General features: G+C 58.0%; 15 protein-coding genes. All 15 read right to left on the reverse strand.

The window, feature by feature from the left end:
- Window positions 1–1,257 carry an amino acid ABC transporter permease gene (locus tag DI396_RS11200; protein ID WP_110796316.1) on the reverse strand — a complete coding sequence of 419 codons (1,257 nt, stop codon included), beginning with the start codon at window positions 1,255–1,257 and terminating at the stop codon, window positions 1–3.
- A 149-nt stretch (window positions 1,258–1,406) separates the two neighbouring features.
- On the reverse strand, window positions 1,407–2,426 hold the full coding sequence (locus tag DI396_RS11205; RefSeq protein ID WP_110796317.1) for an amino acid ABC transporter substrate-binding protein: 1,020 nt from the start codon (window positions 2,424–2,426) through the stop codon (window positions 1,407–1,409).
- Window positions 2,427–2,637: 211 nt separating this feature from the next.
- Window positions 2,638–3,354: an ATP12 family chaperone protein gene (locus DI396_RS11210; protein WP_110796318.1), complete on the reverse strand. Its 717-nt coding sequence runs from the start codon at window positions 3,352–3,354 to the stop codon at window positions 2,638–2,640.
- The gene (locus DI396_RS11215) at window positions 3,355–4,032 is read right to left on the reverse strand and encodes an HAD-IA family hydrolase (protein WP_110796319.1); all 678 of its coding nucleotides are present in this window, start codon (window positions 4,030–4,032) and stop codon (window positions 3,355–3,357) included.
- Window positions 4,029–5,072, reverse strand: a complete 1,044-nt coding sequence (locus tag DI396_RS11220; protein WP_110796320.1) for an RluA family pseudouridine synthase — start codon at window positions 5,070–5,072, stop codon at window positions 4,029–4,031. Before DI396_RS11220 ends, DI396_RS11215 begins: the two co-directional genes overlap by 4 nt.
- Window positions 5,069–5,446, reverse strand: a complete 378-nt coding sequence (gene crcB, locus DI396_RS11225; protein ID WP_110796321.1) for a fluoride efflux transporter CrcB — start codon at window positions 5,444–5,446, stop codon at window positions 5,069–5,071. The genes DI396_RS11220 and crcB overlap by 4 nt, the downstream gene beginning before the upstream one ends.
- A gap of 68 nt (window positions 5,447–5,514) precedes the next feature.
- A complete protein-coding gene (locus DI396_RS11230; protein ID WP_110796322.1) occupies window positions 5,515–6,837 on the reverse strand; it encodes a replication-associated recombination protein A in 1,323 nt (440 codons plus the stop codon).
- A complete protein-coding gene (locus DI396_RS11235; protein WP_110796323.1) occupies window positions 6,837–8,225 on the reverse strand; it encodes a trypsin-like peptidase domain-containing protein in 1,389 nt (462 codons plus the stop codon). The genes DI396_RS11230 and DI396_RS11235 overlap by 1 nt, the downstream gene beginning before the upstream one ends.
- A 144-nt stretch (window positions 8,226–8,369) precedes the next feature.
- Window positions 8,370–8,795: a 50S ribosomal protein L17 gene (gene rplQ, locus DI396_RS11240; RefSeq protein ID WP_110796324.1), complete on the reverse strand. Its 426-nt coding sequence runs from the start codon at window positions 8,793–8,795 to the stop codon at window positions 8,370–8,372.
- Between the two features lie 144 nt (window positions 8,796–8,939).
- A complete protein-coding gene (locus DI396_RS11245; protein WP_110796459.1) occupies window positions 8,940–9,956 on the reverse strand; it encodes a DNA-directed RNA polymerase subunit alpha in 1,017 nt (338 codons plus the stop codon).
- A gap of 113 nt (window positions 9,957–10,069) precedes the next feature.
- Window positions 10,070–10,459, reverse strand: coding sequence for a 30S ribosomal protein S11 (gene rpsK, locus DI396_RS11250; RefSeq protein ID WP_110796325.1), 390 nt, complete (start codon window positions 10,457–10,459; stop codon window positions 10,070–10,072).
- A 14-nt stretch (window positions 10,460–10,473) separates the two neighbouring features.
- Complete coding sequence (rpsM, locus tag DI396_RS11255) at window positions 10,474–10,842, reverse strand: 30S ribosomal protein S13 (RefSeq protein WP_110796326.1); 369 nt, start codon at window positions 10,840–10,842, stop codon at window positions 10,474–10,476.
- Between the two features lie 277 nt (window positions 10,843–11,119).
- Window positions 11,120–11,764, reverse strand: a complete 645-nt coding sequence (locus DI396_RS11260; RefSeq protein WP_110796327.1) for an adenylate kinase — start codon at window positions 11,762–11,764, stop codon at window positions 11,120–11,122.
- Window positions 11,761–13,125: a preprotein translocase subunit SecY gene (gene secY, locus DI396_RS11265; protein WP_110796328.1), complete on the reverse strand. Its 1,365-nt coding sequence runs from the start codon at window positions 13,123–13,125 to the stop codon at window positions 11,761–11,763. Before secY ends, DI396_RS11260 begins: the two co-directional genes overlap by 4 nt.
- 115 nt (window positions 13,126–13,240) lie before the next feature.
- A complete protein-coding gene (gene rplO / locus DI396_RS11270) occupies window positions 13,241–13,714 on the reverse strand; it encodes a 50S ribosomal protein L15 (RefSeq protein WP_110796329.1) in 474 nt (157 codons plus the stop codon).
- Window positions 13,715–13,858: the final 144 nt, after the last annotated feature.

The raw sequence follows: 13,858 nt of genomic DNA on the forward strand, positions 1-13,858 counted from the left end.
TTATCTCTCCACCAATTTCATACGATTGTTATACCAGTTCATCACCGCAGAGATGCTCAGCGAGATTGCCAGATAAATCAACATGCCCAAAAGCACGGTTTCCAACTCGCGGCCCGTCTGGTTGAGCGTGATGCCCATCAGTGTGCCGGTCAAATCCATATACCCCACCGCAATCGCCAGAGACGAGTTTTTGGTCAGGTTGAGATATTGCGAAATCAGCGGCGGAATGATTACCCGCATCGCTTGCGGCAGGATCACAAGGCTCATGATCCGGTTGCCGCGCAGCCCAAGCGCTGCAGCGGCTTCGGATTGGCCTTGAGACACCGCAAGAATACCGGCGCGGACGATTTCCGCGATGAAAGCCGCAGTATAAAGTGACAAGGCAAGCCAAAGCGCAATCAACGAGTTGCGCATATAAGTGCCGCCTTGGAAGTTGAACCCTTTGAGTGCCGGATAACCCAGATGGAACCCGAGCGCGACCAACAACAAGATGATCGGCACGAAGACCACAGCCAGCCGCGCCCACCATGTCACCGGACGCACACCCGTGGATTCCTGTATCGCATCGGCCCGCTGGCGCAGCTTACGCGCGCCCCAAAGCCCGGCAAATAGAACCGCCAATATCGCGATTAAATCGAGGCTGATATCAAAGGCACTACCAACGGAGATGTCGCCCAAACTGCGGCTGAACAGCGGTTCGGGAATATAAACACCGCGATTGGTGATCGCCACGCTATCGAAAACCTTCATTGTGGCTTCGGGATCGGCGCCGCGAAACTTGTTCGGCGCGGGCAGGCTTTCAATCAACGCCGCCATGAACAAAACGATCCACATCAACACCGGAACATTGCGGAAGGTTTCGACATAAACGGCCATCAATTTCGCAATCATCCAGTTTTTCGACAGGCGCATCACGCCGACGAAAACCCCGATGACGGTTGCCGTAACGCAACCAAGTACGGCGACCAGAAGTGTATTGAGCAAACCGACGAAGGCAGCGCGCAGATGCGTTGATTGCGAACTATAGTCAATTAGCCGCTGATTAACGTCATAACCGGCTTGTTCGCCCAAAAATCTAAAACTCGGCTCTTTGCCCAGATCGGACAGGTTGCTGATCGTATTGGCCGCGAGCCAACCAAAAAAGCTCAAAAACCCGATCAAAGCGACAATCTGGATGGTGATCGAGCGATACCGCGTATCGTAGATCAGCATTGATAGCTTGAACGTCCCCTCGGAAGGGTCGGTGGATGTTGTCATCTGAAATATTCCCCGTACCTCGGCCTGTTGTTTTTTATCCGGATCGCTTGTGCGTCCGCCGGCCGATGTGGTTCGTCAATCGTATAAATTCATGCCTCTCGACGGGCAAAAATCGAAGGGCGCGACCAAGCGCGCCCCTCGACAGGATATTAACGGAAGGGCGGCGAGTAGAGCAGCCCACCATCGGTCCACTGTGCGTTCAACCCACGCGACAGGCCGATCGGAGTGTTTTCACCGATGTTTTTCTCGAACACTTCGCCGTAGTTGCCGCCCGCCATGATGGCGGATTTGGCCCAATCCGCCGACAGGCCGAGCATTTCGCCCAAGCTGCCTTCGGTGCCCAAAAGACGGTTCACTTCAGGATTGTCACCAGCAGAGGCCGACAGATCGCCGATATTGGCAGAGGTGACGCCCATTTCTTCTGCTGCGATCAAAGCGTTAAGTGTCCAACGGACCACATCGCCCCATTCGTTATCGCCGTGCCGCACGAGCGGGCCGAGCGGCTCTTTCGATACGATTTCTGGCAAAACAACGTGATCGGCAGGGTTCTCAAAGCTGGCACGTGTCGCCGCAAGCCCCGACGCATCCGTGGTGTAGGCATCGCATGCCCCGGCGAGGTATTGCGCCTGACCTTCAGCATTGGTTTCGATCGGAACCGGCTCATAGCTGATGTTGTTCTTGCGGAAAAAGTCAGCAAGGTTCAGCTCGGTGGTGGTACCCGTCTGGATACACACGGTTGCCCCATCAAGCTCTTTGGCCGAGCTCACACCCAAGGATTTCGGGATCATGAAACCCTGACCGTCATAGTAGTTCACGCCGATGAAATCGAATTTCAAATCGACATCGCGCGAGAAGGTCCACGTGGTGTTACGCGCGAGCAAGTCAACCTCACCCGACGCCAGCGCCGTGAAGCGCGTTTTGCCAGTGGTGGGGACAAATTCAACAGCCTTAGGGTCGCCAAGAACAGCGGCCGCAACCGCACGGCAAAAGGCAACGTCGAAACCTTCCCATTCGCCATTCGCATCGGGCGCCGCAAAGCCAACCAAACCAGTGGTGACGCCGCAGTTCAATGTACCGCGTGCTTTAACGTCATCCAAGGTTCCAGCGGCCGCTGCACCGGCGGCCACGCCAGCAACAGTCAATGCGCCAAAAAATACGGATTTTTTCATGTTTACCTCTTCCTGATTCTCCGCCCCCTCCGGAGCGGTTCTTCCGGCCTACGAGGGCCAGGGCGTTATCTGAAACGGGGATTGTCCCCGTCAGTGCTCAGGAGTGTGGGCGCAAACATCACAAGGCGTCAAGGGCGACAGCACAAAAAATGATCTTGTTCGGGCTATGTTTCCTTAGCGTTAACACCCGGATGCAAACGTCAAAACTTCGTCACGAAGAATCGCGCGCCATGTCAAAAAACCGCTTGGCATCGACAAAGGCCGCGCGCTTCATTTCGGACAATTTATGCGCCTCGTCGTCGCGGCCCCATTGGGCCTCTTGCCACAACTCATCGACCCGCGACCGCGCCCAGAGATCATCCACTTCATATGGTCCTTCCGCCGCTGCAAACCCCAAAATCAACGATCCGGACAGGCTGACCAGATCGTGAAAACCGGCCAGTTCAAAGGCGGTAAACCCCTGCACCCGGGTGGCAAGACGCGACAGATCTCGCGGATCTTGCGGCTTGTGGATGATCCCGATGCGCGGCGCAAGCCGCACTCCGAGTGATGTTTCAGCCCACTCCAACACCGGATCCCACCGCTCGGCTTGCTGTGCGACCAACTCTTCGGGATGGTCAGCACGATAGCACAATAAATCAGCATCGCCATAATCAGCCAGCATTTGCGCCACCTCGGCGTGCTGCACAGCGACCTTATCAATCGCCGCATTGGCGGCCCGTGTCACGGGCATCACTTCGGGGTTGATCACCTCGTCAACCGCCTGCCATTCGGCGGCAATCGCCTCTGCCATGGTGCGGGTTGGCACCACCAAAGCGGTCTTCGCAGGGGTCTTTACCGGCCGCGCATCAAGGCGCACCTCATAGCCGTTTTCCGCGGCTTCAACCGCCGCATCCTTCCAAAACCGTTTTGCTTTCCACTCGCTCATTTATGCCTCCAAAACAGTCAGAATTGTCTCAGGCAGGGCGCGAAAATCATCCACGATCGCCTGCGCCGCCCCAAGTGATTCGCGCGGATGGTATCCCCAGCTTACGCCAATGCCTTTGATCCCCGCCGCAGCGGCCATTTCCATGTCATACAAAGTGTCGCCAATCATCACCGCATTGCCCGCATCGACGCCGGTTTCGGACAGGGCCGCGCGCAACATGGACGGGTGCGGTTTGGACGGATGGAAATCGCTCACCTGTTCATTGATGAAAAACCCGGTCAAACCGTGCCCCTCCAGCAGTTTATCAAGCCCGCGCCGCGATTTCCCCGTCGCGACCGCCAACAGGTTCTCTGGCACGCGGGCCAGATCATCCAGAATCTCCCGCACATGCGGATAAAACGGGCTGCTCTGTGCCGCGCCGCTCTCAGATCGCAAATCGACATAGGCATCTTTATACCACTCGACCATCTGCACACGCAGCGCCGCGTCGATCTGCGGCGCGAGGCGCGCAAAAGCCTCCGGCAAGGACAGACCCACAATCGACAGGATCGCCCTGCGCGGCGGCACGGGCGCCCCGGCGCGATCAAACGCGCGGGTCATCGCCGCAATGATATCGCCCTGACTGTCCACCAATGTGCCATCGACATCAAAGATGATCAGCCGCAGATCACCGTTCATTCAAATTCCTCGAACGGGTCCTCGGGCTGTGCCTTTTCATCCCATTGCAAGATATCCCACGTGCGCTTCATGTGATCGGGAAGCGGCGCGGTGATATGCAAAATATTCTTGGTTGTCGGATGCTCGATCTTCAGCGACCGCGCATGCAAGTGCAGCTTGCGGCTGACTTCGCCGCCCAATTGTGCGCCCCAACCATCGCCAAGGTTTTCCTGCCCCGAACCACCATATTTACCGTCTCCGATAATCGGATGGCCAATTTCGGCCATATGGGCCCGCAATTGGTGGGTGCGGCCCGTGATCGGGACAAGCGCGACCCATGCGGTGCGTTTGCCCGCCACATCCATCACCGCATAATCGCTATGAGCGCGTTTGGCGCCTTCGGTTTTGTCGACCTCTCGGGGATGAATGCAATGCATTTTCTCCCCCTCGCCCTTGGCCCCGTGGCCCGGCGCTTTGATCAGACCATATTTGATCGTCCCCATGCGCGGCGTCGGCACGCCCGCCACCGCAGCCCAATACAGCTTGCGCGTCTCGCGGTGCCGGAAAGCGGCGGTCAAAGCTTTCGCGGCCAGCCGTGTGCGCGCCAAAACCAACACGCCGGAGGTGTCTTTGTCGATCCGGTGGACAAGCCGCGGCTTGTCTTCCATTCCGAACCGCAGCGCCTCGGCCAACCCGTCGACGTGCCGCGTCATACCCGACCCGCCCTGCACCGCCAATCCGGGCGGCTTGTTCAAAACAATCACATCATCGTCGCGGTAAATCACACAATTGCGGATCATCTTGGCATCGGCTTCGGTGATCTTGCCGGCGCTTGCGGATTTGGCCTCTGCCACGGAGGGCAGCGGCGGAATACGCACCGTTTGACCGGCTTCCAATCGCGTGCTGGCCTTCACCCGCCCGCCGTTGACGCGCAATTCACCCTTGCGGCACATCTTTTCGATGCGGCCTTGGCTGACGTGCGGATACATCCGTCGCAACCACCGGTCCAACCGCTGGTCCGTATCATCGGGAGCGACCACCTGTGTTTGAACACCGCTCATTGGAAAATCCCCCGCATCAGGAAAAAGGCAGCCGCAATCGCAGCCAAAGACAGGACCACAGAGGCCCCAACGTAAAGCGCGGCAAGGCCGGCTTGTCCGCGTTCAAAAATCGTTAACGCATCCAGAGAGAACGCCGAAAACGTCGTAAAGCCGCCCAAAAGGCCCGTCATCAAAAACGGCGCGAACCGGGTGCCGCCCTTTTGCGCAAGGTAAAGCACCAAAACCCCCATCAAAAACGAGCCAACGACGTTCACCGTCATCGTGCCCCACGGAAACCCCGCCCCCATCACGCGCATCGCGCCGACATTGGTCAGATAGCGCAAAGATGCGCCAATCGCGCCGCCCACGGCGACCTGTAGCAAAACCGGTAACATAGGCCATCCTCTGGCCGTGCCGCCGCAGAATGTCAAGTTTTGCAGGGCCTGTTCATTGCCCCATGACGCTATTTGCTGCGCTCGGCCCGCAACCGCGCGAAATACTCCATGCGTTTTTTGAGATCGCGTTCAAACCCGCGTTCCACGGGCGCATATAATTCGGGCCGCTCCATCCCGTCAGGAAAGTAATTTTGCCCCGAAAACCCGTCTTCGGCATCGTGATCATAGGCATAATTCGCGCCGTATCCTTGATCTTTCATCAATTTCGTCGGCGCGTTTCGGATATGTTTGGGCGGCGGCTCTGATCCACTGTCTCGGGCCAACCGCCGCGCCGCGTTATAGGCCATGTATCCCGCATTGGTCTTCGGCGCGAGCGCAAGGTAAATCACCGCCTGCGCCAAGGCCAACTCCCCTTCGGGCGAGCCGAGCCGCTCATAAGCTTCCCAGGCCTGCAAGCAGATCCCCTGCGCCTGCGGGTCGGCCAAGGCGATGTCTTCCACCGCCATGCGGGTCAAACGGCGGGCCAAGAACCGTGGATCTTCGCCACCCTCAAGCATCCGCGCATACCAATAAAGCGCCGCGTCAGGATCAGATCCGCGCACCGATTTATGCAGCGCGGAGATAAGATTATAGTGCTCCTCGCCGGATTTATCGTATTTCGCCGCCCGCCGCATGAGCCGGTCAGACAAAGCGTCGCGGCCAAGGGGCGCATCGACTTTCCACGCGGCCACCTGTTCGACCAGATTGAGCAAGGCCCGCCCGTCGCCATCCGCCATTTCCAACAGGGCCGCACGCGCATCCGGATCAAGCGGCAGATCGCGGTCAATTTCCGCCTCTGCCCGCGCCACCATTTGCGCCAACTCGTCCTCGGACAACCGCTCCAATACCAAAACCTGCGCCCGGCTGAGCACAGCCGCATTCAACTCGAAACTCGGGTTCTCGGTGGTCGCGCCGACCAAAAGGATCGTGCCGTCCTCCATATGCGGTAAAAAACCGTCCTGCTGTGCCTTATTAAAACGGTGGATTTCATCGACGAACAAAAGCGTCCCCTGCCCGTTCGCACGGCGCATCTTGGCGCTTTCGAAAACTTTGCGCAGGTCCGGCATGCCGGTGAAAATGGCGGAAATTTGCACGAAATGCAGGTCGGTTTCATCCGCCAAAAGCCGCGCGATCGTGGTTTTCCCGACCCCCGGGGGCCCCCAAAAGATCAGCGAACTCAAACTTCCCGAACCCAGCATCACCCCCAATGGCGCCTCTGGCCCTAGAACCTGTGATTGTCCGATCACCTCGGCCAAGGTTTTCGGTCGCAATCGGTCGGCCAAGGGGCGCGGGCCCTTGCCCTGCGGCTCGGCCTTATCCGGATTGCTCCCGGTGGAAAACAGATCCGCCATCAGAACCGCAACCGCATCGAAATCCGCTGCGCACCGCGCTGCACGTCCAACCGCAACTTACGGCCCGCAGCGCGCAGCGCCCTTTCGGCCTCCGCCGAGGTTGCTATCTCGGCGCCGTTCACCGCGAGCAGGACATCGCCACGCCGCAAACCGGCGCGTCCGCCTGCAGGGCCAACCTGTGTCACCAAAACGCCACTGGCCCGCATCGGCAGGCCAAATTCGGCGATGACCGCAGGATTGATCGTGACCACTTCGAGCCCTTCAAACACCGCCCCGCGCCCCATCCGGCGCGGATCGCGCGCCGGGCGGTCGGGAGCCTCGGTCAATGCCACATCCACCACCCGCGCCGCGCCGTCATGAAACACCGTCATCGCCGCCGTGCCGCCCAATCCCGCAACCGACATGCGATAAAGCATTTCCGCCGGCGTATTCACCGGCGCGCCATCAACTTCGGTAATCACATCGCCGACCTCGACACCGACCGCCGCAAAGGGGCTTTTTGCATGCACGTCGGCGACCGCCACGCCGCCCGGCACGTCAAGGCCAAGCCCGCTGGCCATATCTGCATCCACCGGTTGCCCGAATATCCCCGCCCAAGGCCGCTCAAACTCGGAGTTGCCCGCACGGGCTTGCTCTACGAACTGCGCGACAAGCGCCGAAGGAATGGCAAATCCAATCCCGTTCGATCCGCCGGAACGGGTCAAAATCGACGTGTTGATCCCGATCAACTGCCCGTTCACATCAATGAGCGCCCCGCCAGAATTGCCCGGATTGATTGGCGCGTCCGTTTGAATGAAATACCCTCGCCCCTGACCTGTGGCCGCGCCCGAGCGCGCCAGCCCGGAAACGATCCCGCTGCTGACAGTCTGACCAACACCGAAAGGGTTGCCGATGGCCAACACCAACTCCCCGACCTCGACGCTTTCGCTATCGCGCAAATCGAGGTGCGGCATATCCGATCCACCCGCTAGCTGCAGAATCGCCAGATCGCTGTCCTCATCTGCCAAAAGCACCGTGGCCGCAAATTCGCGGCGATCATTGAGCACCACACGAATATCCGTTGCGCCGCCAACCACATGGTAATTCGACACCACGATGCCATCCGCCGACAAGATCACACCGGAGCCAAGCGAGTTTTGCACCCGCGGGCGCGTGCTGCCAAAATCGCGGAACATATTGCCAAAAAACGGATCAGAGCGGAATGGGTTGGCGCGCCCTTCGACCACACGTTTGGCGTAGATATTGACCACGGCCGGCGCGGCCTCTTTGACCAAGGGCGCAAAGCCCAATGATATTTCCGACTGCGCGCGCGGCACGCGCGTCTCTGCCCAAGCAGGGGCAGCGATCATAGCAACCGCAAGGGTCAGGGCGATGAATGATTGGCGCATGTCTCAAGCCTCCGAAAGTGTCGGCTTCAGATATGCGATTGCGACGCAGCGATTGCAAGGCGCGCGCCGCAGGCTCCGGAATGCAAAAAGCCCCCGCCGATGAAACGGCAGGGGCCAGATCACTCAAACGCTTACGCGTGAGGCTTAATCGTCTGCGAGCGCTTCTTCTTCGGCGGCAACGCGGGCTTTGTCGCCTGCGCCTTTGGCAGCGACGTCGCGGTCAACAAATTCGATGATCGCCATCGGCGCCATGTCACCATAACGGAAACCGGCTTTGAGAACGCGGACATACCCACCTTGGCGGTCTTTGTAGCGCGGGCCGAGGATGTCAAAAAGTTTCGCAACATATTGGTCTTGCTTGAGCTGCGCGCGGGCTTGACGGCGGGCGTGCAGATCGCCGCGTTTGCCGAGCGTAACCAGCTTTTCAATGATGCGGCGAAGCTCTTTGGCTTTCGGCAGGGTGGTTTTGATTTGCTCATGCTCGATGAGCGAGCCGGCCATGTTTGCCCAAAGCGCCTTGCGGTGCTCGTGGGTACGGTTCAGGCGGCGGTAACCTTTTGCGTGACGCATGTGTCTTTTCCTTCGTATCTGCCCGTTTGGGCTATTTGCTTTGTCTGGCCGACCCTGCGTGGGGGTCGATCTCCTTGGGGCAACATGCCCATGTTTTCCCCGCCATTGCGGGCATTTGGGGGCGGCGGACCGCCCCCGAAATCTTTAGAACTGGTCTTCGAATTTCTTCGCCAGATCCTCGATGTTCTCTGGTGGCCAATCTTCGACGTCCATACCGAGGTGCAAGCCCATGCCCGAAAGCACTTCCTTGATCTCGTTGAGCGACTTGCGGCCAAAGTTCGGCGTGCGCAGCATTTCTGCTTCGGTCTTCTGAATGAGATCGCCGATATAAACGATATTGTCGTTCTTGAGGCAGTTTGCCGAACGCACCGACAATTCCAACTCGTCCACTTTCTTGAGCAGAAGCGGGTTGAATTCGAGGCCATCATCCTCGTCCGCGCGGGTGGCGGATTCAGGCTCTTCGAAGTTCACGAAGATCGACAGCTGATCTTGCAAGATGCGCGCGGCAAAGGCCACGGCGTCATCGGGCGTGATCGACCCATCGGTTTCGATCTTCATGGTCAGTTTGTCATAATCGAGAACCTGACCTTCGCGGGTCGGCTGCACGTCATAGGAGACTTTCTTGACCGGCGAATAAATCGCATCGATCGGGATCAAACCAATCGGCGCATCTTCGGGCTTGTTTTTCTCGGCAGCGACATAGCCTTTGCCGGTGTTCACCGTCAGTTCGACAAACAGATCCGCGCCATCGTCAAGGTGGCAAATCACGTGCTCTTTGTTGAGAACTTCAATGCCGTTGCTTTCCGAAATATCGCCTGCGGTGACAACACCCGGACCCTTTGCATTGATCGAAAGACGCTTCGGTCCTTCGACTTCCATGCGCAAGGCAACGCCTTTAAGGTTCAAAACGATGTCGGTGACATCTTCGCGAACGCCTGCAACCGAGGAAAACTCGTGCAGAACGTTGTCAATCTGAACGCTTGTGATCGCCGCGCCTTGCAGGCTCGACATCAAAACGCGGCGCAGCGCGTTACCAAGGGTCAGACCAAAACCGCGTTCCAGCGGTTCGGCAACAACGGTTGCCTGACGTGCAGGTTCATTGCCCGGCTTCACGTCAAGTTGTGTCGGCTTGATCAGTTCAGCCCAATTCTTGTGGATCATGCGTCCCTCCATTCCAGTCTGTGCCTCATGTCCAAAGGCAGCAGACGCCCGAGGTTAAAAATGACGGATTGGGGCCGCGCGAATTTGCGCAGCCCCAACCAATAAACGAATACTTAAACGCGGCGGCGTTTCGGCGGGCGGCAACCGTTATGCGCCATCGGGGTCACATCACGGATCGACGTGATGTTGAAACCAATCGCGGCCAAAGCGCGCAATGCGCTTTCACGGCCCGAACCGGGGCCTTGCACTTCGACTTCGAGCGTTTTCACGCCGTGATCTTGTGCTTTTTTACCCGCATCTTCCGCAGCCATCTGGGCGGCGTAGGGTGTGGATTTACGCGACCCTTTAAAGCCCATGGTGCCCGCAGACGACCATGCGATCGCGTTGCCTTGCACATCCGAGATAAGGATCTTGGTGTTGTTGAACGAGCTGTTGACGTGAGCCACGCCCGCAGCGATATTCTTGCGCTCTTTTTTCTTAGCGCGTGTTTTTTCGCGTGCCATCTAATCAGCCCCCCTTATTTCTTCTTACCAGCAATGGCCTTTGCGGGGCCTTTGCGAGTGCGAGCATTGGTGTGGGTACGCTGACCGCGAACCGGCAGGTTGCGGCGGTGACGAAGGCCACGATAGCAACCAAGATCCATCAGACGTTTGATGTTCATCTGCACTTCGCGGCGCAGGTCGCCTTCGACAGTGTAGTTGGCGTCGATATGTTCGCGCACCGACAGAACTTCGGCGTCGGACAATTCGTTCACGCGGCGGGCCGCGTCGATACCAACAGATTCGCAGATAGCCTTGGCCGATGCGGGGCCAATACCAGTGATATAAGTGAGGGCGATCGGGACCCGTTTGTGGGTCGGGATGTTAACGCCGGCAATACGAGCCAAGTGTCTCTTCCTTTTCGTTGCGGTTCCGTAGCTCCAGAACCTTTTTTCACAACGCAGGCCCGAGGCGATAAACCATCGGGCCAGTGCTGTTCAGGTGATAGATTCGCACATGGGGGCGACCCATGGAAGAATCATTTACTCTTACGAGATAGGGGTGCGTATTGGGAATTCGCGAAGGCGTCAAGCCCTCAGAGCCATAGACGGCCATCAAAGCCCCAAGAATGCAAAAACGGCCCCACATTGCGGCGGGGCCGTTTCAAATTCGAAGACCGGACGCTTAGCCGTCCAACTCCGCCTTGATTGCGGCCTGAACGACGTCCATTGCAGCCAAACCATCAACCCGCTTCAACAACCCTTTGGCGTAGTAATACCCCAAAAGCGGCGAGGTCTTTTTATAGTATTCCATCAAACGATTCTTGAGGCTTTCCTCATTATCGTCGGCGCGGCGTTTGAACTCGGTGCCGCCGCAATTGGTGCATTTGCCATCCGCCGGGATCGGCTTGGTTTCGTCGTGATAAACCTCACCGCAGTTGGCGCAGGTCGAGCGGCCAACAATACGGGCCACCAAAGCGTCGTCACGCACCCGCAATTCGACAACCGCGTCCAATGTCTCGCCGGTGGCCTCAAGCAATTCGGCCAATGCATCGGCTTGCGCCAATGTGCGCGGGAAGCCATCAAAGATAAAGCCGCCGGCCTTGTCGCCTTCGAGCTTTTCACGGATCAGGCCAATCACGATATCATCGGTCACCAGATCTCCGCGCGCCATGACATCCGCAACAACTTTGCCCATCTCGGTGCCGCTGTCTTTGGCTTCGCGCAGCATGTCGCCGGTCGAAAGCTGGATCATATTGCGGGTCTCGACCAGATGGCGTGCCTGCGTCCCTTTACCGGCACCGGGTGGCCCAAGAAGGATTATATTCATCTGCGTTGCGTCCCTTTTCTTTTGCTGCGCTTCTTGCCTTTGCCGCGCAGCTGCGATTTTTCAATCAGCCCTTCATACTGGTGAGCCAGCAAATGGCTCTGAACCTGTTGGATTGTGTCCATGGTCACAGAAACCACGATCAGAACCGAGGTGCCGCCAAAATAGAAAGGGATCGAGAATTGGCTACGCAGAATCTCCGGAAGGAGACAAACTGCCGCAAGGTAGGCCGCACCGATCACCAGAATGCGGTTCACCACATACTCGAGATATTCAGCCGTCTTCTTGCCCGGGCGAATACCCGGTACGTTGCCGTTTTGGTTTTTCAGATTATCCGCCACATCATCGGGCTTAAACGCCACGTTGAAGGTGTAGAAATATGCAAAGAACACAATCATCGCCACGAAGAACAGCAGGTAAAGCGGCTGGCCTGGTCCAAAATAGGCAAGGATCGTGCTCATGACCGGGCCGGTTTGGCTCCCGGAAAACGTGCTGATCGTGGTCGGCAACAAGAGCAGCGCCGAGGCGAAAATTGCGGGGATCACACCGGCGGGGTTGACCTTGACCGGCAAGTGCGACGAGCCACCTTCATAGACCTTCATGCCCTGCTGACGGCGCGGGTATTGGATGTGGATCTTGCGCAAAGCGCGCTCCATGAATACCACAAAGGCAATCGTCAGGATCACCATCACAATCACCAAAAGGATGGTTGCGGGGCTGATCGCGCCACTGCGGCCCTGGCTGAAGAACTGCGCCAAAGCGGCCGGAACTTCGGCGACGATGCCGACGAAGATGATCAAGGAAATGCCGTTGCCGATGCCGCGGTTGGTGATTTGCTCACCCAGCCACATCAGGAACATCGTCCCGCCGACCAGCGTAACCATGCAGGAGATGCGGAAAAAGAGGCCCGGATCGGTAACCAGATCCCCCGCCTCAAGGCTCGCCGCCAAGCCGTAGCTTTGCAAGGTTGCCAAAGCGACCGTGCCGTAACGGGTGTATTGGTTGATCTTCTTTTGCCCCTGCGCGCCTTCTTTCTTGAGTTGCTCAAGTGCAGGCACCATCGAGGCAAGAAGCTGAACAATGATCGAGGCCGAGATATACGGCATGATCCCCAGAGCAAAAATACCCATCCGGCCAAGCGCACCGCCGGTGAACATCGACAGGATGCCGCCAATGCCTTGGGACGCCCCTTCCATAAATTCACGCAGGCCCGCACCATCGATGCCGGGAACTGGAATAAAGGTGCCAAGCCGGTAAACAATCAATAGGCCGAGGGTGAAGAAAATACGCTGACGCAGGTCCGATGCCTTGCCTAGCGCGGCCCAGCTTGTGTTGGCCGCCATTTGCTCTGCTGCAGATGCCATTCGCGGGTCTCTTTCATGTAGAAACGCCGCCCATGAGCGTTTTCCAGCTCGGGCGGCGTTTTGGGAAAACTCAAGGGTATGTAAGCGGCGCAGGCGTCGCTCACAACCTCAATCTTTATTCTGCCGCAGCAGGCGCCGCCACTTTCAACGAACCGCCGGCTTTTTCAACCGCTTCCACAGCCGATTTCGACGCGCCCGTCACTTCGATATTGGCTTTGGCGGTGAACGCACCTTTGGCCAGAACGCGAATGCCGTCCAGTTTACGGCGCACCAGACCCGAAGCAATCAATGCATCTTCGGTGATTGCCGCTTTGGCATCCAATTTTTTGTCGTCGATGAACTTCTGGATCAAACCAAGGTTCACAACGGCATATGCTTTACGGTTCGGTTTGCTGAAGCCACGCTTGGGCAAACGTTGGTAGAGCGGCATTTGGCCACCCTCGTAGCCGCCAATGGCCACACCCGAACGGGATTTTTGACCTTTGATACCACGGCCACCCATTTTACCGGTGCCGGAACCGGGACCACGTGCGACGCGTTTGCGCGGCTTGGTTGCACCGGGATTGTCGTGAAGTTCGTGCAGTTTCATGTCGCTTCTCCTTTGCCGGAACTACCCTCCAGCGACGGAGTGGGCAAACACGGCGTATAAATGATTCTATGGCCCCTGTTGAGGCCACTTGGGGCGTATAGACGCCTTGCCCGCGCGGATCAAGGCCCGTGATGCCCCGCGTGC

Source organism: Litorivita pollutaquae, from assembly GCF_003205515.1.
Classification (GTDB): domain Bacteria; phylum Pseudomonadota; class Alphaproteobacteria; order Rhodobacterales; family Rhodobacteraceae; genus Litorivita; species Litorivita pollutaquae.